This window comes from Anaerolinea thermolimosa (genome assembly GCF_001050195.2).
GTDB classification, from domain to species: domain Bacteria; phylum Chloroflexota; class Anaerolineae; order Anaerolineales; family Anaerolineaceae; genus Anaerolinea; species Anaerolinea thermolimosa.
The window spans coordinates 1,510,413-1,532,072 of record NZ_DF967965.1 but is presented as its reverse complement, the minus strand read 5'-3'; the positions used below and the strand labels follow the sequence as shown (position 1 = coordinate 1,532,072).

The 21,660-nt window shown below is 48.6% G+C and carries 25 protein-coding genes and 1 tRNA gene; 19 read left to right on the top strand and 7 right to left on the bottom strand.

All coding sequences use genetic code 11. The features are described from left to right. Positions 1 to 15: 15 nt before the first annotated feature. Both ATHL_RS06980 and hisS read right to left on the bottom strand, forming a co-directional pair. Positions 16 to 90 (bottom strand) — tRNA-His (locus tag ATHL_RS06980). Between the two features lie 24 nt (positions 91 to 114). Continuing rightward, a complete protein-coding gene (hisS, locus tag ATHL_RS06975; RefSeq protein WP_062191393.1) occupies positions 115 to 1,395 on the bottom strand; it encodes a histidine--tRNA ligase in 1,281 nt (426 codons plus the stop codon). A 323-nt stretch (positions 1,396 to 1,718) separates the two neighbouring features. Here hisS and ATHL_RS06970 point away from each other — a divergent pair, with 323 nt between their 5' ends. From ATHL_RS06970 to ATHL_RS06880, 19 genes are all read left to right on the top strand, one after another. After that, a complete protein-coding gene (locus ATHL_RS06970) occupies positions 1,719 to 2,099 on the top strand; it encodes a DRTGG domain-containing protein (protein ID WP_084001245.1) in 381 nt (126 codons plus the stop codon). Between the two features lie 15 nt (positions 2,100 to 2,114). Next, positions 2,115 to 3,101 carry a CBS domain-containing protein gene (locus ATHL_RS06965; RefSeq protein WP_062191387.1) on the top strand — a complete coding sequence of 329 codons (987 nt, stop codon included), beginning with the start codon at positions 2,115 to 2,117 and terminating at the stop codon, positions 3,099 to 3,101. Positions 3,102 to 3,111: 10 nt separating this feature from the next. Further along, complete coding sequence (locus tag ATHL_RS06960) at positions 3,112 to 3,459, top strand: DRTGG domain-containing protein (protein ID WP_084001244.1); 348 nt, start codon at positions 3,112 to 3,114, stop codon at positions 3,457 to 3,459. Between the two features lie 30 nt (positions 3,460 to 3,489). Continuing rightward, positions 3,490 to 4,233 carry a PHP domain-containing protein gene (locus ATHL_RS06955; RefSeq protein WP_062191382.1) on the top strand — a complete coding sequence of 248 codons (744 nt, stop codon included), beginning with the start codon at positions 3,490 to 3,492 and terminating at the stop codon, positions 4,231 to 4,233. 170 nt (positions 4,234 to 4,403) lie between these two features. Beyond that, positions 4,404 to 4,919, top strand: a complete 516-nt coding sequence (locus ATHL_RS06950) for an NADH-quinone oxidoreductase subunit NuoE family protein (RefSeq protein ID WP_062191378.1) — start codon at positions 4,404 to 4,406, stop codon at positions 4,917 to 4,919. A 2-nt stretch (positions 4,920 to 4,921) separates the two neighbouring features. Next, the gene (locus ATHL_RS06945; RefSeq protein WP_062191375.1) at positions 4,922 to 5,476 is read left to right on the top strand and encodes an ATP-binding protein; all 555 of its coding nucleotides are present in this window, start codon (positions 4,922 to 4,924) and stop codon (positions 5,474 to 5,476) included. Positions 5,477 to 5,500: 24 nt separating this feature from the next. Continuing rightward, positions 5,501 to 5,869 carry a (2Fe-2S) ferredoxin domain-containing protein gene (locus ATHL_RS06940; protein ID WP_062191372.1) on the top strand — a complete coding sequence of 123 codons (369 nt, stop codon included), beginning with the start codon at positions 5,501 to 5,503 and terminating at the stop codon, positions 5,867 to 5,869. A gap of 58 nt (positions 5,870 to 5,927) precedes the next feature. After that, positions 5,928 to 7,712, top strand: a complete 1,785-nt coding sequence (locus tag ATHL_RS06935) for an NADH-quinone oxidoreductase subunit NuoF (protein WP_062191368.1) — start codon at positions 5,928 to 5,930, stop codon at positions 7,710 to 7,712. Positions 7,713 to 7,797: 85 nt separating this feature from the next. Further along, positions 7,798 to 8,277: an NADH-quinone oxidoreductase subunit NuoE gene (gene nuoE, locus ATHL_RS06930; protein WP_062191365.1), complete on the top strand. Its 480-nt coding sequence runs from the start codon at positions 7,798 to 7,800 to the stop codon at positions 8,275 to 8,277. Between the two features lie 6 nt (positions 8,278 to 8,283). Further along, positions 8,284 to 9,939 (top strand): NADH-quinone oxidoreductase subunit NuoF, encoded by a 1,656-nt coding sequence (gene nuoF, locus ATHL_RS06925; RefSeq protein WP_236822346.1) that lies wholly within the window; start codon positions 8,284 to 8,286, stop codon positions 9,937 to 9,939. Beyond that, a complete protein-coding gene (locus ATHL_RS06920) occupies positions 9,905 to 10,564 on the top strand; it encodes a cyclic nucleotide-binding domain-containing protein (RefSeq protein ID WP_084001242.1) in 660 nt (219 codons plus the stop codon). The genes nuoF and ATHL_RS06920 overlap by 35 nt, the downstream gene beginning before the upstream one ends. A gap of 26 nt (positions 10,565 to 10,590) precedes the next feature. Beyond that, positions 10,591 to 10,947 (top strand): hydrogenase maturation nickel metallochaperone HypA, encoded by a 357-nt coding sequence (gene hypA, locus ATHL_RS06915; RefSeq protein WP_062191356.1) that lies wholly within the window; start codon positions 10,591 to 10,593, stop codon positions 10,945 to 10,947. Between the two features lie 20 nt (positions 10,948 to 10,967). Further along, positions 10,968 to 11,621: a hydrogenase nickel incorporation protein HypB gene (gene hypB, locus ATHL_RS06910; RefSeq protein WP_236822345.1), complete on the top strand. Its 654-nt coding sequence runs from the start codon at positions 10,968 to 10,970 to the stop codon at positions 11,619 to 11,621. Continuing rightward, positions 11,611 to 13,953: a carbamoyltransferase HypF gene (gene hypF / locus ATHL_RS06905; RefSeq protein WP_062191350.1), complete on the top strand. Its 2,343-nt coding sequence runs from the start codon at positions 11,611 to 11,613 to the stop codon at positions 13,951 to 13,953. The genes hypB and hypF overlap by 11 nt, the downstream gene beginning before the upstream one ends. Then, positions 13,922 to 14,182, top strand: coding sequence for a HypC/HybG/HupF family hydrogenase formation chaperone (locus tag ATHL_RS06900; protein WP_062191347.1), 261 nt, complete (start codon positions 13,922 to 13,924; stop codon positions 14,180 to 14,182). Before hypF ends, ATHL_RS06900 begins: the two co-directional genes overlap by 32 nt. 8 nt (positions 14,183 to 14,190) lie before the next feature. After that, positions 14,191 to 15,276: a hydrogenase formation protein HypD gene (gene hypD / locus ATHL_RS06895; protein ID WP_062191344.1), complete on the top strand. Its 1,086-nt coding sequence runs from the start codon at positions 14,191 to 14,193 to the stop codon at positions 15,274 to 15,276. Continuing rightward, positions 15,263 to 16,351 (top strand): hydrogenase expression/formation protein HypE, encoded by a 1,089-nt coding sequence (gene hypE / locus ATHL_RS06890; RefSeq protein WP_084001241.1) that lies wholly within the window; start codon positions 15,263 to 15,265, stop codon positions 16,349 to 16,351. Before hypD ends, hypE begins: the two co-directional genes overlap by 14 nt. 93 nt (positions 16,352 to 16,444) lie before the next feature. Next, on the top strand, positions 16,445 to 17,245 hold the full coding sequence (locus ATHL_RS06885) for a class I SAM-dependent methyltransferase (RefSeq protein WP_062191342.1): 801 nt from the start codon (positions 16,445 to 16,447) through the stop codon (positions 17,243 to 17,245). 4 nt (positions 17,246 to 17,249) lie between these two features. Then, positions 17,250 to 17,903, top strand: coding sequence for a PIG-L deacetylase family protein (locus tag ATHL_RS06880; protein ID WP_062191339.1), 654 nt, complete (start codon positions 17,250 to 17,252; stop codon positions 17,901 to 17,903). Here ATHL_RS06880 and ATHL_RS06875 read toward each other — a convergent pair. From ATHL_RS06875 to sufD, 5 genes are all read right to left on the bottom strand, one after another. Then, positions 17,872 to 18,231, bottom strand: a complete 360-nt coding sequence (locus ATHL_RS06875) for a Rieske (2Fe-2S) protein (protein ID WP_062191335.1) — start codon at positions 18,229 to 18,231, stop codon at positions 17,872 to 17,874. The genes ATHL_RS06880 and ATHL_RS06875 overlap by 32 nt on opposite strands. Next, positions 18,232 to 18,633: a Fe-S cluster assembly sulfur transfer protein SufU gene (gene sufU / locus ATHL_RS06870; protein WP_062191331.1), complete on the bottom strand. Its 402-nt coding sequence runs from the start codon at positions 18,631 to 18,633 to the stop codon at positions 18,232 to 18,234. Between the two features lie 3 nt (positions 18,634 to 18,636). After that, positions 18,637 to 19,866, bottom strand: a complete 1,230-nt coding sequence (locus ATHL_RS06865) for an aminotransferase class V-fold PLP-dependent enzyme (protein ID WP_062191326.1) — start codon at positions 19,864 to 19,866, stop codon at positions 18,637 to 18,639. Next, the gene (locus ATHL_RS06860; RefSeq protein WP_062191324.1) at positions 19,863 to 20,174 is read right to left on the bottom strand and encodes a hypothetical protein; all 312 of its coding nucleotides are present in this window, start codon (positions 20,172 to 20,174) and stop codon (positions 19,863 to 19,865) included. Before ATHL_RS06860 ends, ATHL_RS06865 begins: the two co-directional genes overlap by 4 nt. A 63-nt stretch (positions 20,175 to 20,237) precedes the next feature. After that, positions 20,238 to 21,602: a Fe-S cluster assembly protein SufD gene (sufD, locus tag ATHL_RS06855; protein WP_062191320.1), complete on the bottom strand. Its 1,365-nt coding sequence runs from the start codon at positions 21,600 to 21,602 to the stop codon at positions 20,238 to 20,240. Between the last annotated feature and the right edge of the window lie 58 nt (positions 21,603 to 21,660).

Sequence of the window (21,660 nt, the reverse complement as noted above, 5' to 3'; positions counted from 1 at the left end):
ATCGCCGGTCTTTTTTGGGGTGGCTGATGGGGGTCGAACCCACACCCTTCTGATCCACAGTCAGACGCTCCGCCATTGAGCTACAGCCACCATATCTGACGCGAAGGGATTTTATCACAATCCCTGACCAACCGCAAGCAATGCGCGAATTTTCTCAACGGCTGAGGGTACGGTCAGTGTCTCTTGAGTTCGGTAAAGAAGGTCTTTGAGGGTTATAACGCCTGCAGCTTCCTCATCTGGGCCTGAAACTACTACAAAGCGAACGCCAATTCGGTCAGCATATTTGAATTGTTTGGGTAATTTAGCAGCCTCGGGATAAAAAACAGTGTTAAGCCCTGCATTCCGGAGTTGCATCGCCAGAGCAAATGATGAGGCAAGGCGGCTTTCATCGAAGACGGTTACCAACACCTGGGCGGGGTTTTGTGGAAGCGGGGGGATGAGACCATATTTTTCGAGCACAAGACTGATCATCACATCACCCATAGCAAATCCCACACCCGGAAGCGGGTTCCCCCCGACTGCTGCTACAAGGTTATCGTAATGCCCACCCCCTAAAATGGAGCGACCACCATCTAAATCTTTGGCTTCGAAGACAATACCAGTGTAGTAATCTAATCCCCGAATGATATGAGGGTCATAACGAATATAATCTGCCAACCCTGTCAGCTGGATGAGTTCAAAGACATGGCATAACTCTTCAGATTGATGCCACCCCTCGTCGTTTGACAGCAGGTTTTTAATTCCTTCCAGCTGCGCTATGCTTAGCCCCTGGCTAAGTGCGTAGTCGTTCCATTCCGAGGGTTGGAGTTTATCCATGCGATCAATTAAACGAAAAGCCGCCCGTCTGAGATCACCTTCCAATCCAAGTTTTGCAAGTTGTTGATCCATCAAACGACGACTGTTAACCAACAGGCGCACTTTTTGGGGACCGAGCCCAACCTCCCGGAAAAAATTGGCACAAATCTGGAGTAATTCTGCATCCGCTTCAGGTGTGTTAACGCCGATTAAATCGATGTTCCACTGGAAAAACTCTCTGGTTCGGCCTTTCTGGGGGCGTTCATAACGCCAAAAGGGGCCAAATGACCACCATCGTAATGGAAAAGTCAGTTCATTCTGTCGTTGAGCCACCATGCGGGCCAGGGTGGGGGTTAATTCGGGGCGAAGGGTAATTGGATCACCCCCACGATCCTGAAAAACGAAAGATTGTTGATTTACTAACTCATCGCCAGATTTCGCCGCATACAGTTCTATTTTTTCGATGAATGGCCCCTCGTATTCCTGGTATCCAAAACGTTCTGACACCACACGGATTTTCCCATAGAGCCAGTTCCGTAAGGCCATGAGTTCGGGATAAAAATCGCGAGTACCTTTTACGGGTTGAATGACATTTTTCATAATAAACGCTCCATTCCCGAGGTATTTTAACACATCTCGTTCTCTGGCTGAGGCGTTGATTTTTAGAGGGCATCTTAATATTGGATTACATAGTTCTGAATGACCCCGAGGTTCATTTTCTTGCGGTAAAATGATGATCATAAAAAGTGTCTGTCCTAAAAATGGTGGGCGACTTTTGAAACCCCACATATGGGGGCAAATCTGCCTGATTTACAACTTTTTATCACCATATGTGGCAAGCAATCAAAAACCAACCAGATATGGGACAAACACCATAAAAACTATATGATCCTGTAATAAGATTTTCTGGCAAGCGGCAAGGAATGATGAACATCCATGAATTGATTCACCTTGTAAACGGGGTTTTGTTGACCCCACAAAGCAACCTGAACCGAGAAGTTAAGGGAGCATTTGCTGCAGATTTAATGTCCGATGTATTAGCGGCAATCCAACCTGAGGCAGTATTGGTGACAGGCCTGTGCAATCCGCAGGTGATTCGGACGGCGCAGATGGCGGAAGTGGCCGCGGTTATTCTGGTTCGGGGAAAGACCCCGCCCGCCGAAACGATCAATCTGGCTAATCAAGAGGGCATACCTTTTGTTTCTACCCCTTTTGGAATGTTTGAGGTCTGTGGACGGCTTTACAACTCTGGAGTAAAAAGCCTGGAGAGGCCGGTGGACCCCGATTTTTGTGATTGTGGGTAGGTCACATAAATTCTTATGGACGACCATCAATTATCCAGACGTCCGATCACTGATCAGGAAGCTCAATATATCACCCGTACTGAAGAGCTTGCTTACGAGCTTAAAGTAGAAGAGGTGATGACCCGAGATGTTAAATGCCTGGCGCCTGATATGAAGATGCATCAGGCGCTTGAGCTTTTTCGAACCGAACGAATTTCGGGAGCGCCGGTAGTGGTGGATGGGGTTTTATGTGGGGTGGTGAGTCTGGAAGATCTCATTCGCTGTCTGACGAACAATGACCTTGATGCACAGGTAAAAGATTACATGACAGCCAACCCCATTACCATCTCTCATACGGATCCGGTGGTGGAGGCGTTGAAATTATTTGTTACCACACGTCATGGTCGGCTACCGGTGGTGGACGCGCAGCGACGATTGCTCGGGATTCTAACCAAAGGTGATATCACTCTGGGTTTACTCCAGGCTCTCCAGAAAGATTATCAGATTGAGGAAGTGCGCCGGTACCGGGCCAGCCATTTATTTGAGGATATTGTCTCGGATCGAACCAGTTTGATCCTCAGGTATAACATTAAACCCCGGGATTTTGTTCATGGTGGGGCGGCTTCAAGTAATCTGAAAAGGGCGCTTTTACGCTTAGGGGCGAACCCACAGATTGCTCGTCGTTGTGGCATTGCCGTTTACGAAGCAGAAATGAATTTGATTATTCACACCACCAATGGAGGGGTTATTCGAGCAGAAATAGAGCCGCACCAAATATCTATTGAGGCAACCGATGACGGCCCGGGGATTAAAGATGTCGAGCTGGCCATGCGGCCGGGCTACTCCACCGCGTCGGATGAAGTTCGTGAGCTTGGTTTTGGTGCTGGTATGGGGTTGGTGAACATCCAACGCTGTGTGGATAGCATGAAGCTGGAATCAACATGGGGAAAAGGAACACGTTTGCGCATGAAATTGTTCATGAAACCTGAAAATACCGTAGGCGAAGGACATTCAAGCTCATAAAGGAGCATACATGATAACCCTTGATCAAATAGCCAGAGAACTTGACCTGACCTTGGTTACCGATAGCCACGACTTGAGTGAAGTTGTACCGACGGGAGGATATGTATCGGATATGTTAAGTTGTGTAATGTCTGGTGCACCCCGTCAGGGAATCTGGGTCACTTTGCAAGCCCATGTGAATATTGTGGCTGTGGCGGCATTACTGGAGCTTGCGGCCATTATCGTAACCGAAAATGCCTTGCTCGATCCTGCGGCTATCTCCCGGGCAAATGAAAAGGGAGTGACTATTTTCTCGACCCCGAAAACCAGCTTTGAAGTGGCGGGGTTACTCTGGCAACTTGGGCTGCGCAGCGGTTGATGCGCAATCTTCATCCATAAAAGGTTCACTTTGATTCATTTACGGGCTGATTTTCATGTTCATACGGTGCTCTCGCCGTGTGCCGATGTTGAGATGATTCCTCCGTTGATTGTTGAGACGGCGATAGAACGCGGAATCAGCCTGCTGGCTATTACTGATCATAACGCCTCTGCAAATATCCTGGCAGTTCAAAGGGCAGCTCAAGGAACCGAGGTTACCATTTTGCCGGGTATGGAGCTGCAGACTATCGAAGAAGTGCATGTGGTGTGTCTCTTCGATTCGCTGGAACAAAGTCTGGCATTCCAGGCCATGGTGGATCGGGTGTTACCGGTGATTCCCAATAACGTTGAATATTTTGGTGAACAATTCGTGGTAGATGAGACGGGAGCATTTATCCGTCGGGAAGATCGTCTTTTACTTACCTCCACGCAGTGGACGTTACGTCAGGCGTGGGAGGCTGTATATGGGCTGGGTGGTTTGATGATCCCGGCGCATGTAAACCGGAAAGCCAATGGTTTACTTGCCATTCTCGGATTGGTGCCAGATGATGTGCCGATAGAGATGCTCGAAATTTCACTTCACACTACTCCGGAGCAAGCTTATCAAGACTTTCCGGCACTTAAAGGGTATCCTCTGATCCAGGATGGGGATGCCCATTTTCTAGAAGACATTCGCGGATTAAATGATCTGAGCTTAGAAGAGATTACCGTGGATGAGATACGCCGAGCGGTATTGGGAATAGACGGACGCAGTCATCGGGTTCTAAAAGAGTGATCCGAAAAATTCCGATAACTTTATCCAAATTGACAACCCTCTAGACTTAAGGTGACATTTGATAATTGACCATTTTAAGGGTGGGAGGGTAAACTCATTTAGGTTAAATAAGGGTATTTCTTACAATTTAAGTCAAATTATCAAGTTTATTTTATTCCGCTGGAGATCCAATGTTGAAGCAGATCACTATACCTGAAAATGATCCGGTAGCAGTGCCTGAAAAACGGGCCATTATCGACCAGATCCTTGAACAAAATAAGGATTTACCCGGTGGTTTGATGGTTATCCTGAACGAGGTGCAAAGCCAAATCGGTTTCATTTCTGAACCGATGCAACTTTATATTGCCAACCACTTGCATGTCCCTGTTTCTGCGGTCCATGGAGTGGTCTCATTCTATTCCTTCTTCACAACCAAACCCCGCGGAAAGCATACGATTAAGTTTTGTATGGGAACGGCCTGTTATGTGGGAGGAACTCCTCAGTTGATTGATAAAGCACGGCAGGTACTTGGTATAGAGCCCGGAGAAACCACAAGTGATGGGTTGATTACCCTGGAATTATGTCGCTGCGTTGGGGCTTGCAGTCAGGCACCTGTGGTAGTGGTTGATGAAGATACTCACGGACGGGTGCGTCCGAATAAGTTTCCTCAGATAGTCCGTGGATTACAGGAAAACGACGGAAAATAACCTTGAGAGAGCTAGCGCTTCACTTGCTGGATATTGCGCATAACAGCGTATCGGCTGGAGCCCGGAACATTACCATAACGATTATTGAAGATAGCCAGGTAGATCGTCTGAGTATGACTGTAGAGGACGATGGTGTGGGAATGGATGCGTTAACCCTACAGCGTGTAACGGATCCGTTTGTAACCTCCCGAACTACCCGCAGCGTGGGGCTGGGAATCCCGTTGTTAAAAGCGGCGGCAGAAGCCTGCAACGGTGATTTGACCATTCAATCCAAACCGGGGGTAGGAACGCGGATTGATGTCGTTTTTCAACGCAGCCATATAGACCGAATGCCCCTGGGAAACCTGGCTGAGACAATACTTACCCTGGTTGTGGGATGCCCTGAGATACACTGGGTATTTCGCTATCAGGTAGATGGGGAAACCTTTGAGTTCGATGATGCGCCGATCAAAGAGGAACTTAAGGATATTCCTCTTACTGAACCGGCTATTATCGCCTACCTACGTGAAACCCTGGAGAAAGGGGTCGCGAGGGTGCAACAGGCAGGTCAGTCATAACTTCGAATCAAGCAGGAGAGTCGCATGGACAAGGTGAAATCGCTTGAGGATTTGAAACGGCTTCGAGAAGAGGCGCTGGAAAAGCGCCGGGTAAAGACGGCTTCTGGCGAAGTGCAAATTGTGGTTGGAATGGGCACTGTGGGAATTGCCGCCGGTGCGCGTGAGACTTTGAAAGCAATCCTGGATTATATTGAAAAAGAGAATCTTTCCGGTATTGTTGTCCGGCAAACGGGGAATATCGGTTTGGATTCCTTTGAACCCATTGTTCAGGTGATTAAAGGAGATCAACCCAAAGTGACCTATGGCCGGGTTCATCCTGATGCTGCCCGGCGGATTATGAAAGAACACGTGGTTGGTGGGCAAATTGTGAAAGATTACGTTATCGAGAGTTAACCGGGTAGATTTCTGGATAAGTCTCACCCGATCATTACAGCGGGCTAGAAGGTGTTTTATGGCTTTTTTTCGATCCCATGTACTGGTGTCTGTCGATCCTGAATGTTTAAAACGTGGGGCACACGAAGTAATCGATGCGCTTCACGATGAGCTGGTGGCGCAAGGGCTAATTGACGAAGTTCAGGTATTGGAAACCTCGCGGATTGGTGACCCCGTTTTTTATGGGCCCGACATGATGGTGTATCCTGAGGGGATCCATTACGCCAACCTTACGCCGGATGATATTCCCTATCTTGTCGAAGAGCATTTTCTTAAAGGGCGACCTGTAGAACGATTCCGTGCTCAGGAAAGGCTTGTCCGAGACGAGGAGTTACGTCCGCCTCAGCCCAAAGAAGTGCGGGTAGTGCTACGTAACTGTGGTGTTATAGATCCGAATAACATTGAGGATTATATTGCTGAAGATGGTTACATGGCTCTGGCAAAAGTCCTGACCGAGATGACACCGGAGCAAGTAATAGACACCGTGCTTCAATCGGGTCTGAGAGGTAGAGGCGGGGCGGGTTTCCCAACCGGTAGAAAATGGCAGTTTGCAAGGCAAAGCCCGGGTGATGTGAAATATGTCATTTGCAATGCGGATGAAGGTGATCCGGGTGCTTTCATGAATCGCCGTGTTCTGGAGGGCGATCCCCATGCGGTCATTGAGGGAATGATCATTGCGGCGTATGCGATTGGCTCACGGCAGGGTTATATTTATTGCCGCGCAGAATACCCGCTCGCAGTCAAGACCTTGAACATTGCCATTACACAGGCACGAGAATTTGGTTTCCTTGGGAAAAATATCCTTGGAACAGACTTCAGCTTTGACCTCGAAGTGCGTATGGGGGCTGGCGCGTTTGTGTGCGGTGAAGAGACAGCGCTGATGGCTTCGATTGAGGGAAGACGGGGTGAGCCCCGCCCACGGCCACCTTTCCCGGCAGTGGCCGGTTTGTGGATGAAGCCTACCAACGTTAACAATGTTGAGACGTATGCGAATGTCCCTCAGATCATCCTGCGTGGCCCGGAATGGTACAGCAGTATGGGCACTGAAAAATCTAAAGGGACAAAGACCTTCGCTCTGGCCGGGGACGTGAAGAATACCGGGTTAATCGAGGTGCCTTTCGGGATTACTTTGCGCGAAGTTATTTATGATGTGGGTGGGGGCATCAAAGATAATAAAGGGTTTAAGGCCATCCAAACCGGCGGCCCCATGGGTGGGTGTCTCTCGGCAGAATTTCTCGATTTGCCCATTGATTATGAATCTTTAACAAAAGCGGGTTCCATGATGGGCTCAGGTGGTCTGGTGGTAATGGATGAAGATACGTGTATGGTGGATATTGCACGTTTCTTCATGGATTTCACACAGGAAGAAAGTTGTGGAAAGTGTACCCCGTGCCGAATTGGTACCCGTAAAATTCTGGAAATCCTGACCAGGATTTGTGAAGGTAAAGGGCGAGATGGAGATATTGAACAACTGGAAGAGTTGTGCACCTGGATTAAAGCCACCAGTCTTTGCGGGCTGGGGCAGGGCGCTCCTACACCGGTTGAGAGTACGCTTAAGCTTTTCCGGCACGAATATGAAGCTCATGTTTATGAAAAACGTTGCCCGGCTAAAGTATGCCGTGCGTTGATCTCCTATGAAATTCAACCGGATGTCTGTACGGGATGTACCGTCTGTGCCCGGAACTGCCCGACCAGTGCTATCTCTGGTGAGCGGCGCCAACCCCACAAGATCGACCCGGATATCTGTGTGCGATGTGGCATTTGTATGCAAGTTTGCAATTTCAATGCCATCGTGATCAACTAGGGAAGTTACAGCCCGGGGGTAATTTGCCTGCCGGGCTGAATCTTTAAGTATTGCACGAGATCATGTATCACCCTGGAGGAGAATGATGAGCGATCTGATTGTTCTCAAGGAATCGATCAATGAGCTTGTTAAAAACGTGGTTGAGAAACATGGTGCGAGTCGCGCAGAGTTGATCCCAATACTCAATGAGATCAATCGGAAAATGGGTTATCTTCCTTCGTACGCACTTGAAGAGGTTGCCCGATTGACGCAGATTCCCAAGAGCCAGGTATTTTCGGTAGCCACGTTCTATCAGATGCTTTCAACAGACGAAATGGGTGAACATGTGATCCGCTTCTGTGAAAGCGCTCCTTGCCATGTGGTGGGTGGTCGCCAGGTCTGGCAGCGCTTGCAGGAAGAACTCCATCTACAACCCGGGCAAACAAGCCCTGATGGAAAATGGACTCTGGTTACTGTCAGTTGCCTGGGAGTATGTGGAGTTGGCCCAGTGCTCATCGTCGATGACGATATGTATGGAAATGTTACACCCGACATGATCCCTGAAATTCTCGCCCGCTATGCTTAGGAGGATATGATGAAAGTTTTTCGTTCCATGGTGCTTGTATCCAGTGATCCTCAAAGTATGTTGCACGGTGCCGAGGAAGTTTTCCAACGGTTTCAGGCGGAGATCAAAGCCTTTGGCCTGGAAGATGAGGTTACAGTTTCCATGGTTGGAGATATCGGGAGGCATGATGTTTTCCCGCTGGTAATCATCTACCCGGAAGCAGTGACTTATGGGCCAGTTGGGGTGGACCAGGTTCATGCTATTGTTGAGGAGCACTTATACAAAGGACGAGTCATTCCTGAATTCCAGGCCTCGGTGCGGGAATTAAGCGGCCGGATTGCCTGGTTAAATGCACGAAAGGGAACGGTTCCGGCTGAACAGCGGATTGTCCTGGAACGAGCGGGGCTGATCGACCCGACCAGCATCGAGGATTATATCCTCCACGATGGATATGCGGCGCTTGGAAAAGTGCTGACCGAAATGACCCCGATGGATGTGATTGGAGAAATTCAGAAATCTGGTCTGAAGGGGCGTGGGGGAGCGGGATTCCCGACCGGCTTGAAATGGAGTTTTGTTTCCAAGGCGAATGGGGACAAGAAATATGTGATCTGTAATGCCGATGAGAGTGAACCTGGCACCTTCAAGGACCGAGTGATTCTGGAGGGAGACCCGTTTAGTATTCTTGAGGCGATGACCATTGCTGCATTCGCGGTGGGGGCAGATGAAGGCTACATTTACGTCCGTGGTGAGTACGCCCTGGCTCAGGAAAGGTTGATCCAAGCCATAGAACAGGCAAAGGAGTATGGCTTCCTCGGAAAAGGGATATTTGGAACTTCTTTCAACTTTGACATACATGTCCATTCGGGGGCTGGTGCGTATATTTGCGGAGAGGAAACTGCCCTTTTGGAATCCATAGAGGGTAAACGTGGCGAGCCACGTATTCGGCCACCCTATCCTACCACTCACGGTCTTTGGGGAAAGCCAACCCTCATCAATAATGTAGAGACGCTGGCCAATGTACCGGCGATTATTCGGCACGGTGCAGAGTGGTACAGGCAATTTGGAACTCCGTCCAGCCCCGGCACTAAAGTGTATACTGTTCTGGGCAATGTTAATGTAACCGGGTTAATTGAAGTACCCATGGGGATTACATTGCGCGAGGTGATTGCCATTTATGCACGAGGAATGAAAAATAACCGGGCATTTAAACTGGCACAGACCGGAGGATCGAGTGGCTCTGTCATCCCGGCCAGTTTACAGGACACCCCGATGGATTTTGACTCGTATGCCCGGGCGGGGGTATCACTTGGTTCTGGAGCCCTTTTGATTTGCGATGAAGATACCTGTGTGGTTGACCTCGCCAGGGTATTACTGAATTTCTTCAGGCGTGAGAGTTGTGGAAAGTGTACTCCCTGCCGGGTAGGTACGGAACGAGCCTGGTACCTGCTAAAGAGAATTTCCGAGGGACAGGGAGCGCTAAAAGATCTTGAGGAGCTGCTGGATTTAAGTGATAACCTCTACCAGTTGTCCAATTGTGGGCTGGGTCAGACGGCCGGAACGCCGATTCGAGATATTCTCAAGCATTTCAGAGCTGAAGTGGAAGCGCATATTCGACTGGGAGTGTGTCCGGCAGGGGTTTGTCCGATGCATGAAGAAATACCTGCATCGCCGGTCATTGCTTGAGAGGCAAAAGAGGGCGAACAAACGCCCTCTTTTTCATCGGGTGACTTTTTTCGGTCACAGGTATGACGGACAACACTTCGCATGGACGACTTATCGTTGTAAAAAGCTTATCATGGAATCACAGGCACCGGTTATAAACACCTTGCAGCGCATCCCCTGGTTCAATGAGCTCTCCAGGGCTGCTCTGGAGAAGCTTGCTATCATCGCAAAGCTGCGTGAACTGGCGGATGGAGAGGTGTTGTTTCGAGAGGGGGATGCAGAAAATTGCCTGTATATTTTACTGGAGGGAGAGATCCTTCTGGAAACTCACGTTCCGGGTTATGGAACGGTTTCAATTTTTCGAGCCGAACCTTTAGATGTAATCGGATGGTCGGTTCTTACACCGGTTGTAAGACAGCGGACGGATACTGCACGAGCTTTAACCGCCTGTCGTTTACTCTGTTTTGATTCGGACATGCTTCGGCAGTATTGTGATGACGATCAGGTTGCCGGGTATATTATTATGCGCAGAATTGCAAATGTGGCGGCGAGTCGCCTGTTGACCACTCGATTGCATCTGTTTGAGGTAATTCGAGAGTTGACAGGAGACCTAGCGGTGAAGCCGGAAACGAAAATGGATAAATAGCATCTTATCGGTATTATAATTGCCCTATGCACGAATTGTCTGTAACCGAAAACATCCTTGCTATATGCGAAAAACACGCTAACGAGAACGGGGCCTCGAAGGTTACTGATATTTATCTTACCATTGGTCAACTATCAAGTATTGTGGACGACTCGGTGCAATTTTACTGGGATATCATCAGTCAGAATACTCTATGCCAGGGTGCCAGACTGCATTTTCAGCGTTTACCGGCCAAATTGAGATGCAAACAATGTGGGCATGAGTTTATCCTCAAAGGAGAATTGACGCTTTGCCCCCAATGCGAGAGTATGCGTATAGATATATTGAGCGGTGAGGAATTTTTTGTAGAAAGCATTCTCATTGAGAAAGAAGAGGCGTTATGAGTAAGGAACGGGTTCCGGTTGTGGAACAGATTTTCAGCGCTAATGATCAAATTGCCATGCTAAACCGCCAGAGATTAAATGCGGCAGGTGTTTTTTCAATTAATTTAATGGCTTCCCCGGGAGCTGGGAAGACCAGTTTTATATTACGCACGATAGAGGGGTTGAAAAATATACTTCGATTAGGGGTGGTTGAAGGGGATACGGCGCCGGTAACCATCGATTCTGACCTGATTCTTGCTGCAGGGATGCCTGCTGTACAAATCAATACCGGCGGAGATTGCCATTTAGATGCGGTGATGTTGAAAGAGGGGTTGAATCAGCTCCCTTTAAATGACCTGGACCTGGTCATTGTCGAAAATGTTGGCAATCTGGTATGCCCGGCATCCTTTAAACTGGGTACTCACCTTAATGTTCTTGTGGCAAGTATTCCAGAAGGAGATGATAAACCGTATAAATATCCGGCTATGTATCGGGGAGTGGATGTTCTGGTAATTAATAAGATGGATTTGTTACCCTATATCCCGTTTAAGATGGATTATTTTTTACAGGGGGTACAAATCCTTAATCCGGGGGTCATCAGTTTTCCGGTGTCTTGTGCCACTGGGGATGGCATAAGCAAATGGTGCCACTGGCTGATTGCCCAAAGAAACCATTTCATTGGCCATGGAGATTGAAAAGAAAGCGCTCCGCATCCATGTGGGTGGTATTGTTCAGGGGGTTGGATTCCGGCCATTCATTTTTACTCTGGCAGAAAAGAATCATCTGACCGGCTGGGTAAAAAATACTTCCAGCGGGGTTGAAATTGAAGTGGTTGGAGATGAAGGCGCACTTCAGGGCTTTCTGGTTTCTCTTCGACAGGATGCTCCTCCTTTGGCGCGAATTGATCAGGTTCGAGTGGATCCCATTCCTGTAAGAGAGTATTTATCTTTTTCTATTCTATCCAGTCTCCCTCAGCCCGGGGAATTTCTTCCGGTGTCTCCTGATGTTGGTATTTGCCCTGACTGCAGGCGTGAATTGTTTGACCCTTCGGATCGAAGATATCGATATCCTTTTATCAATTGTACCCACTGTGGCCCGAGATTTACCATCATCAGGGATATTCCTTATGATCGCCCTAACACCACCATGGCATCCTTTATTATGTGTGGAGCTTGCCGGCAGGAATATGAAGATCCACGAAATCGTCGGTTTCATGCTCAACCCATTGCCTGCCCGGATTGTGGCCCCAGAGTGTATTTCATTGAGAAAGATGGCCAACATGCAGAAGGTGAGCAGGCGATTCAAGCCGCGAGAAAATGGCTGGTGGACGGCAGGATTGTTGCAATAAAAGGGCTAGGGGGGTTCCATCTGGCCTGTGACGCGACCAACCCGAAGGCAGTCGAGATTTTAAGATCCAGAAAAAAACGCAGCGATAAACCTTTTGCGTTGATGGCCTTTGACCTGGTCCAGGTTGAAAACCATTGCCTCCTTACTCCGGTTGAGCGTGAAGTATTAACCTCTCGAGAGAAGCCGATTGTATTAGCCAGGATTCGGACGGGGAGTAGACTGGCTCTTGAACAGATTGCACCCAACTTGAGCGAAATTGGGGTAATGCTGGCCTATACACCGCTCCATTTACTTTTACTTGAACCGGAAGCAGGATTCCCTGAGATGCTGGTCATGACCAGTGGAAACTTGAGTGAGGAACCTATAGCCTTTGATGATGAAGATGCCATGCACCGATTGAGAGAACTGGCAGATGCGTTCTTAGTCCATGATCGGAGCATTCAGACCAGAGTCGATGATTCGGTAGTGTCTGTCTTCCGTGAACAGGTTTATCCGATTCGAAGAGCACGGGGTTATGCGCCTGATCCAGTGATTCTGCCTTTTAACCTTCCTTCTACTTTAGCGGTTGGAGCAGAACTGAAAAATGCATTCTGCCTGACACGTAGTCGATATGCATTCCTCAGCCATCATATTGGTGATATGGAGAATCTGGAGACCTATACCTCTTTTGAAACAGGGGTTGAGCATTACGAGCGTCTTTTCAGGATTAAGCCAGAACTCATTGCCTGTGACCTTCATCCGAATTACCTTGCAACGCGGTATGCGCAGGACAGAGCCAGCAGAGAAAAGTTACCTATTGTTGCTGTGCAACATCATCATGCGCATCTGGCATCCTGTCTGGCTGATCATGCCTGGGATAATCAAGGGCAAGTCATTGGTGTCATTTTCGACGGGACAGGATATGGGGCTGATGGAGCCATCTGGGGGGGAGAATTTTTTTATGGCGGATACGCCTCATATCAACGGAAGTTTCACCTGGATTATGTTCCATTACCCGGAGGAGATCTGGCTGTGCGAAAGCCGGCAAGGATGGCCCTATCCTATCTGTGGAAATATGGGCTGGAATGGGAAATGAACTTTCCTCCTGCAGGTGCTCTCTGTGAAGAAGAGCGTACTATCCTTCGTTTGCAACTGGAGCGTGCGATCAATGCACCGCTTACCTCCAGCATGGGCCGATTGTTCGATGCTGTATCTGCATTCATGGGTATTCGGCAGGTGGCGACCTATGAGGGACAGGCCGCGATTGAAATGGAAGCTCTGGTTGATTCAAATGAGAAGGGTAGTTACCCTTTCGATTTGTCTGATGGTAAGATTATTCCTCTGTCCATGTGGGAGCAATTAATTACAGATTGGCACCATGGAGTTCCCATTCCTACAATGGCAGCACGTTTTCATAATGGAGTTGCTGAGATGATCGAGCGTGTCTGTCGGTGGATCTCTGGAGAGGTGGGCTGTAAAACAGTAGCTCTGAGTGGTGGTGTGTGGCAAAATAGATTCTTGCTAGGGAAGACCGTAAATTTGCTGGAAAATAAAGGTTTTGACGTTCTGGTTCACCGACGTGTTCCTGCCAATGATGGCGGGATAGCTCTTGGCCAGGCCATGGTTGCAGCAACTCAAATGAAGTTAACTCACACTGAGGAGGTATCGGATGTGTTTAGGAATCCCGGGAAAGATTATTGAGATCTCCGATGAAACGGGGGTTCGGATGGGGAAAGTGGATTTCGGAGGTGCAATCCGAGAAGTGTGCCTGGAGGCCGTCCCAGAAGCCAAGGTAGGAGATTATACGATTATCCATGCTGGTTTTGCTCTTAACATAATGAGCGAAGCAGACGCGCAGGAGACACTTCAATTATTAAGAGAGATTTCAGCTTTCGATGATGAATTGGGGATGAATACCCCGCCGGTATAGAGGAAACCATGCGATATATTCAGGAGTTTCGTGACGGGCACCTGGTACCCGGCCTTTTAGAAAAGATTCGAAGGACCATCACTCGGCCATGGGTCTTAATGGAAATCTGTGGTGGCCAAACGCATTCGATAATGCGGTATGGGATCGATCAACTCCTGCCCGAAGAAATTGAACTGGTCCATGGACCAGGCTGCCCGGTGTGCGTGACTCCTCTTGAACAGATTGATCGGGCTCTGGCCATTGCATCGCAACCGGGGGTTATTTTTACATCTTTTGGGGACATGTTGCGGGTTCCAGGTTCAACAGAAGATTTATTTTCCATACGGGCCAGGGGAGGAAAAGTCCAGGTTATCTATGCTCCTCTGGATGCGGTGCGAATGGCTCAGGATAACCCGGATAAACAGGTAGTGTTCTTTGCAATTGGGTTTGAAACAACTGCTCCTGCCAATGCAATTGCGGTACTAAAGGCAAAGGCGTTAGGGTTAAAGAACTTTTCGGTCTTGGTCTCTCAAGTACGTGTACCTCCGGCGATGCATGCGATTCTGAGTGCTCCCAATAATAGGGTACAGGGATTCCTGGCCGCCGGGCATGTTTGCACGGTCATGGGATACTGGGAATATGAACCGATTGCAACTCGATATCAGGTGCCAATTGTGGTAACCGGGTTTGAGCCGCTGGATCTTTTGCTTGGTATTCAAAAAACCATAGAAATGCTGGAAATGGGTGAGGTATCTGTGCAAAATGCCTATCCCCGAGCTGTCACCAGGGATGGAAACAAACCTGCTCAGGATCTTATCCATAAAGTATTTCAACCTGTGGACCGTAACTGGAGAGGAATTGGTTTAATCCCTAAGAGCGGTTGGGGGCTCAGGCCAGAATTTGAAGAGTTTGATGCAGAGAAGCGCTTCAATGTACTTGACATACAGACCAAAGAATCGGTAATTTGCATTGCTGGCCAGATATTAACCGGAATGAGTAAGCCCACGGATTGCCCGGCTTTTGGAACATTATGTGTACCAGAAAATCCTCTAGGGGCGCCCATGGTTTCATCGGAGGGGGCCTGCGCGGCCTTTTATCGATATGGACGGAAATAGCATTATTTCGAATGTTCCTTTTGAAGGGCCTGCCTGCCCTTTACCCCTGCAACACCAGGATAGAATCGTTCTGGGGCACGGATCTGGTGGACGGATGACTCACGAGTTAATCCAACGGGTTTTCCAGCCTCGCCTTCTTGGGCCTGAACTTATAGCTGGAAATGATTTCGCATTCTTGCTTTTGCCTTCTGTTAGCGGGAATGCGGGAAGGTTGGCGGTCTCTACGGATTCCCATGTGGTTTCACCTTTGTTTTTCCCCGGGGGAGATATTGGCCGATTAGCAGTATGTGGAACGGTCAATGATGTGGCTATGTCAGGGGGAATACCGCTATATTTAACTTGTGGCTTCATCCTCGAAGAAGGGTTGCCCATGGAGGTCCTGGATCGGGTTCTGATATCGATGCAAGAGGCTGCAGCTGAGGCGGGGGTGCGATTCGTCGCTGGGGACACAAAAGTGGTAGAGAAAGGGAAGGTGGATGGCCTTTTTATCAACACCACTGGTTTGGGATGGATCCCTGAGGGGGTGTCCATTCATGGGGCAAATGCCAAACCAGGGGATGTGGTGTTGGTGTCAGGGAGTATGGGAGATCATGGAATGGCTGTTCTTTCGGCACGTGGGGAATTAGGTTTTTCCTCAATGATTCAATCTGATGTGGCCCCACTCAATGAACTGATCCAAACGCTTCTCAAAGCGGTCCCAGAAGTTCATGTATTACGTGACCCAACCCGAGGCGGACTGGCTACGACACTTAATGAAATTGCCCAGCAGAGTCAGGTGGGAATACAAATTGATGAAGCGACAGTGCCGGTGAACCCAGCAGTTCAATCAGCATGTGAGATGTTAGGCTTTGATCCTCTATATATAGCCAACGAAGGGAAACTTGTGGTTATTGTTCCCCCGGAAGAAGTCGATGAAGCACTGCATGCGATGAGGCAGTGTAAATATGGAGAAAATGCAGTCAGGATCGGAGAGGTCACTGCAGGACCTCCGGGAAGAGTAACCGTTCGAACATTGGTGGGCAGCACTCGAATTCTGGATATGCTTGCCGGGGAGATGTTACCTCGAATTTGCTAAACACCTTGGATTTCCAGGAGCTTTCCAGTATACTTGAGCCGCATTGCTCCGGTAAGGTTGATTTAGCGGAAAATGGTAATAAGGGAGAATAGTATGAAAATTGAATATCGAGAAACGACAAACGATTTACAGACGCGAATAGATATCCACTCCAAATATGGGGCCAGAGATATTGATGCCTGGATGCTCGATGTTTTGAAATTACAACCCGGCTCGGTTATTCTGGATGTTGGGTGTGGTGCAGGAAAACAGTGCTTTTCCTACCACCGGTACCTTCAGGGCGATGCTACTATTACCGGTGGTGACGTCAACCCTGAATTGCTGGCACAGGCCCAGGAAATTAACCGTCAGTATGGCAATCCAATCCGGTTCATTTCCCTGGATTTCAATAAGGTGTTTCCACTGGAAGGAAACCAGTATGATTTGGTTTCCTGTTGTTTTGCCATATATTACGCAGAGGATATTCCATTCACCATTAGTGAAATGCACAGGGTTTTAAAAACAGGGGGCAGGTTGTTTACAACCGGTCCAATGCCCCGGAATAAGCAACTTTTCTACGACATTATTCGAGAGGCGACAGGGAAACCGATTCCGCCCATGCCGGGGAGTTCGCGTTACAGTTCGCAAATTTTCTCGGCTATTCAGGAGCGATTCTCCAAAGTAGAGACTCACATTTTTGAAAATCCTCTGATATTTGAAAGCGTTGATCCGTTTCTGGCATATACCCGGGCATCATTATCAGAAGACCGTAAGCTTTGGAACAGCTTCTTCCAGTCAAAGGATGATTTTGAAGCCATCATGTCGGCGATCAAAGAAGTGGCGCTTCACCGACTGAAAACGGACGGGAAACTGGTGATGACCAAAGTGGTGGGCGGTTTTGTAGCAACGAAGTAGAGATATGAAGAATAACCTTCACTTTTACGGGAAAAGGGTGTGTTTTATCGGGGCACATCCGGATGATATAGAGATCGGCTGTGGGGCATTGATCGCCCATATCGCTCCACATGCGGAATTACTGTGTGTGACGTTATCAGACAACCAGAAAAACCCGGCGCTTGTGAACCTGGTCGAGGAGCATTATCGCAGCATGGCTGTGCTTGGAGTGCCCGAGAAGAGTATTGTGTTGGGTACTTTTGAGACGCGCCGCTTCCCTCACTTCAGGCAGGAAATTCTTGAATATATGATTCAACTCGATCGGAGTTTCAACCCCGATATTGTCTTTGTGCATTCCAGGGCGGATATTCATCAGGATCATGGCACAGTTACAGAAGAAGCTTTGCGAGCGTATCGAGGAAAGACTGTGTTAGGCTTCGATGTAATCCGTAGCAGTTACGGCTTTTTCCCTCAATTTCTGGTTGAAGTAACCGAAGAAGATGTGGAAAAAAAGATTGCCGCTCTGCAAGAATATAAGACTTATGCTTCCAGATATTATTTTGCTCCTGAGATTACGAGAGCAACGCTGGTGCGGAATGGTGCAATCGCAGAGAGGCCATACGCAGAAGGTTTTGACATTCTAAGAATTATTGGGGCTTTTGGCTGTCAGGAGTCTTGAGACCTAGCTCGATCCAACCTTCATTGACTCTCACCGGGAAGGCTGGCGTATCTATCACAGCCGGAAGGGTGAGAGCTTTTCCGGTGCGCAGGTCGAATTTTGCTCCATGCCGTGGACAAATAATGTGATGATCTTCAATTTCACCATCTCCGAGGGGGCCTTCATCATGAGTGCAAATGTCGCCAATCGCAAAAAATATTCCACCTAGATTGATCACGACCACCGGAAGATCATTAATTTCAATAAATAGGCGTTCGCCAGAGGGAAGATCTTCGACCCGGGCGACTCGAACATAGGTATATTCCGCGGCGGATTCGACATCAGGCATTTAGTGTCCCTCCACGAGTTCATCATGGGCAACACCGAGGCCATACACCCCGGCTTTTAACACTTTCAGCGATAACAGGGCGCATTTAAGCCGGACCGGCCCGAGATCAATCCCGAGAAGATCGATCACATCCTCTTTGCTCAAACTTTTTATTTCTTCGATGGATTTCCCGATAATGCTTTCGAGTAACAGGTCGGCGGAAGCCTGTGAGATAGCGCAACCATGCCCACTGAACGCGGCCTCTTTAACATGCCCTGTTTCATCCAGCCGAACATCGATTCGGATGTGATCGCCGCAGAGAGGATTTTCATCCTCAAAACGGATATCACATGGTTCCAATTCGCCCCGAAAAAGCGGATTTTTATATCGTTCAATAATGATTTCTCGATAGAGATCGTCCATGGATCACCCGAAAATACGAACCACGTTCTCCAGACCTCTGGCCAGCTGATCAACCTCATCCAGTGTGGTATAGAGATAAAAGCTGGCGCGCGTGGTTGCAGGGATATTAAATTTTTGATGTAGAGGCATGGCACAATGATGCCCTGCACGTACTGCAATGCCCTCTCGATCCAGCAATTGAGCCACATCGTGGGGATGAATACCCCGTAGTGTGAAAGAAACCACTCCCCCCTTATGTTCGATGGCCGGACCGAAGATTTCAAGACCGGGAATTTCAGAGAGGCGATCAAGTGCATAAGCAGTTATTTCGCGCTCATGAGCGGCAACTACTTCCATGCCGACAGATTTTAAATAATCTACGGCCACGCCAAAACCAATGGCTTCGGCAATGGCAGGGGTACCCGCCTCAAATTTATGAGGCAGGTCATTGGGAGAAAAACTTCTCAACATGACTTTTCGTATCATGTCTCCCCCACCCAGGAAAGGGGGCATGTTTTCAAGAAGATTCTCCTTGCCATACAGGATGCCAATCCCGGTCGGGCCGCACATCTTATGGGCTGAGAATGCCAGAAAATCGGCTTTCAGATCTTGCACGTCTACCGGAAAATGAGGAACAGATTGGGCACCATCGATTAATGTAAGAGCGCCTGCATCATGCGCCATGCGAATCATTTCTTTGGCGGGATTAATGGTTCCCAGGACGTTGGACATTTGAGTAAATGCCACCAATTTTGGTTTAAGTGCCAGCAATCTTTGATATTCCTCGAGGTCAAGCAGGTAGTCGTCTGTGACGGGGATAAACTCAAGACGAAGACCTTTTTCAGCCGCCAGTATTTGCCATGGCACCAGATTGGAGTGATGCTCCATCTCGGTGAGGATAATAATATCACCAGGTTGAAGCGCCTGGCGTCCCCAGGTGTAGGCAACAAGGTTGATGGATTCGGTCGTGTTTCGGGTGAAGATCACCTCATTCGTACTGGCGGCGTTGATAAAAGAGGCGATTTTTTGCCTGGCTTCCTCGTATTGGGCTGTAGCCTCTTCTGCCAGGGTGTGAACTCCACGGTGTATATTGGCGTTATTTTTTTGATAATACTGATCCATTGCCTGGATCACTTGCCATGGCTTTTGCGAAGTTGCCGTGGAATCCAGGTAAACAAGAGGGACGCCAGGACGTACTTCGCGGTTTAGAATGGGAAAGTCAGCCCGTAAATTAACCGCAATGTTATCCATCATTCCTCTTTTTGAGAGTTCAATTCACCTTGAGGAACGCCTCGGGTAGCGCGTTTCTCGGGAAAGCGAATGTGAGAAGAATTGACCGGAAACCACAGAATATGATCTGGAACCATCCATCCGTCCGTCAGGAAGACGTTCGAGCGGAATTGAACTGCAACCATTTTGGGATCCACCTGAACCACGATTCCTTTAAGCCAGCCACGAATGCGCTGACCGCCTTTTTCGTGGTCGCAAAAAACTTCAACCACATCTCCGACTTCGTATTTCTGTTCGGGTTCAGGAGCCTTCATAAATGGTGCCTGTGCCATATTTAATCCTCCTGCCAGCAGGAATTACAGGTGAAAATCCTTACAATTATACAACGATCAAACTCAGTTATCTTCCTCGAAAACAGCCATTTTCGCTTCAATGGCTTCTTCAAAGCGTTGACGTACGCCTTCGAAGGGAATGCGCTGCATAATTGGGTCAAAGAACCCACCCACAATGGTGCGTTCAGCTATTTTTCGAGGTATGCCCCTGGCCATCATATAGAAAATTTGCTCTTCATCAATCTTTCCCACAGTGGCTCCATGGGTGCAGCGAACATCATCTGCGAGAATTTCGAGGCCCGGGATAGAATCGGCACGGGCTTTTCGGCTCAGTACCAGGTTGCGATTGGCCTGATACCCATCTGTTTTTTGAGCTCCTGGAGCCACATAGATCATTCCTTGCCAGACTGAGCGACTCTCATGGAGAAGAGCGCCTTTGAACAGTAAATCACTGGTGGTGTGAGAAGCGAGATGATTTTGCTGGGTATCGTGGTCAAGATGCTGATCGTGATCGGTAAAATAAAACCCCGACATTTTCCCGACAGCCCCTTCTCCAACCAGGTCGATCTCTGAAAAGTTTTTTGTGAGGTGGCTGCCTACAGCGCCAAAGACCCAGTCTAGAGAAGCCTGCTGATCCACGATGACTCGCTCATGGGTGAAATTCCAGACACTTTCTCCCCAGGATTGCAATTCCACAAAGGTTAATTTTGCGCCTGGCCCGATGTACACTTCCACATTACCACAATGGAGGGTTTGCGTGTCAGGTTCATTCGGAGAGGCCGATTCGTGCAGATAGGTAACTTCAGTTCCTTCTTCGAGGTAAACAAGCAGGTGAGAAAGATAAGCCAGGTGATCTCCAGGGCCCCAGAGTAAACTATGCAGAGGGGCTGAAACCTTAACCCCACGTGGAACGTAAAGGAATACCCCGGTTTGAGCCAGTGCGCCTGCCAGTGCTGCAAACTTGCCATCTTCGGGCTTTACTGCTTTGCCGATGATTTTGCTAACCAAATCCGGATAATGGTAGAGGGCTGTTTCAAGATCGGTAAAAATTACTCCTTGGGATGCCAGATCATTGTCCAGCCGAACCTGTGAGCCACCAGCCATCAAGAGGATTTCACCGCCATGTGAACTCCCGGCAAGTGGAGCAAGCAGACGTTCAGGGGCAGGAGGAAGGTCGAGATATTCATCTCGCCTGGGCAGGCGAAAGCGATTGGCGTGAAGACCGCGAATATCGGTTCGACGCCAGGCTTCTTCTCTGGGGGTTGGAAAGGGAAGACGTTGAAATGCTTCCCAGGCATTTCGGCGGTATTCAACCAGGGTTTCACCCGGTAGATCAAGGTTCATCATTTCGCGGGTGAAGGTGAATTCGGGAATTTCAATGGTTTCGGATCGTCTTCCACGCGTTACGATACGCGGTGTTTCATTCATGGTTACCCTCGATGTAAATAGATCAGAATCTTCAAAAGGTTCACCAGTAGGGCGAAGC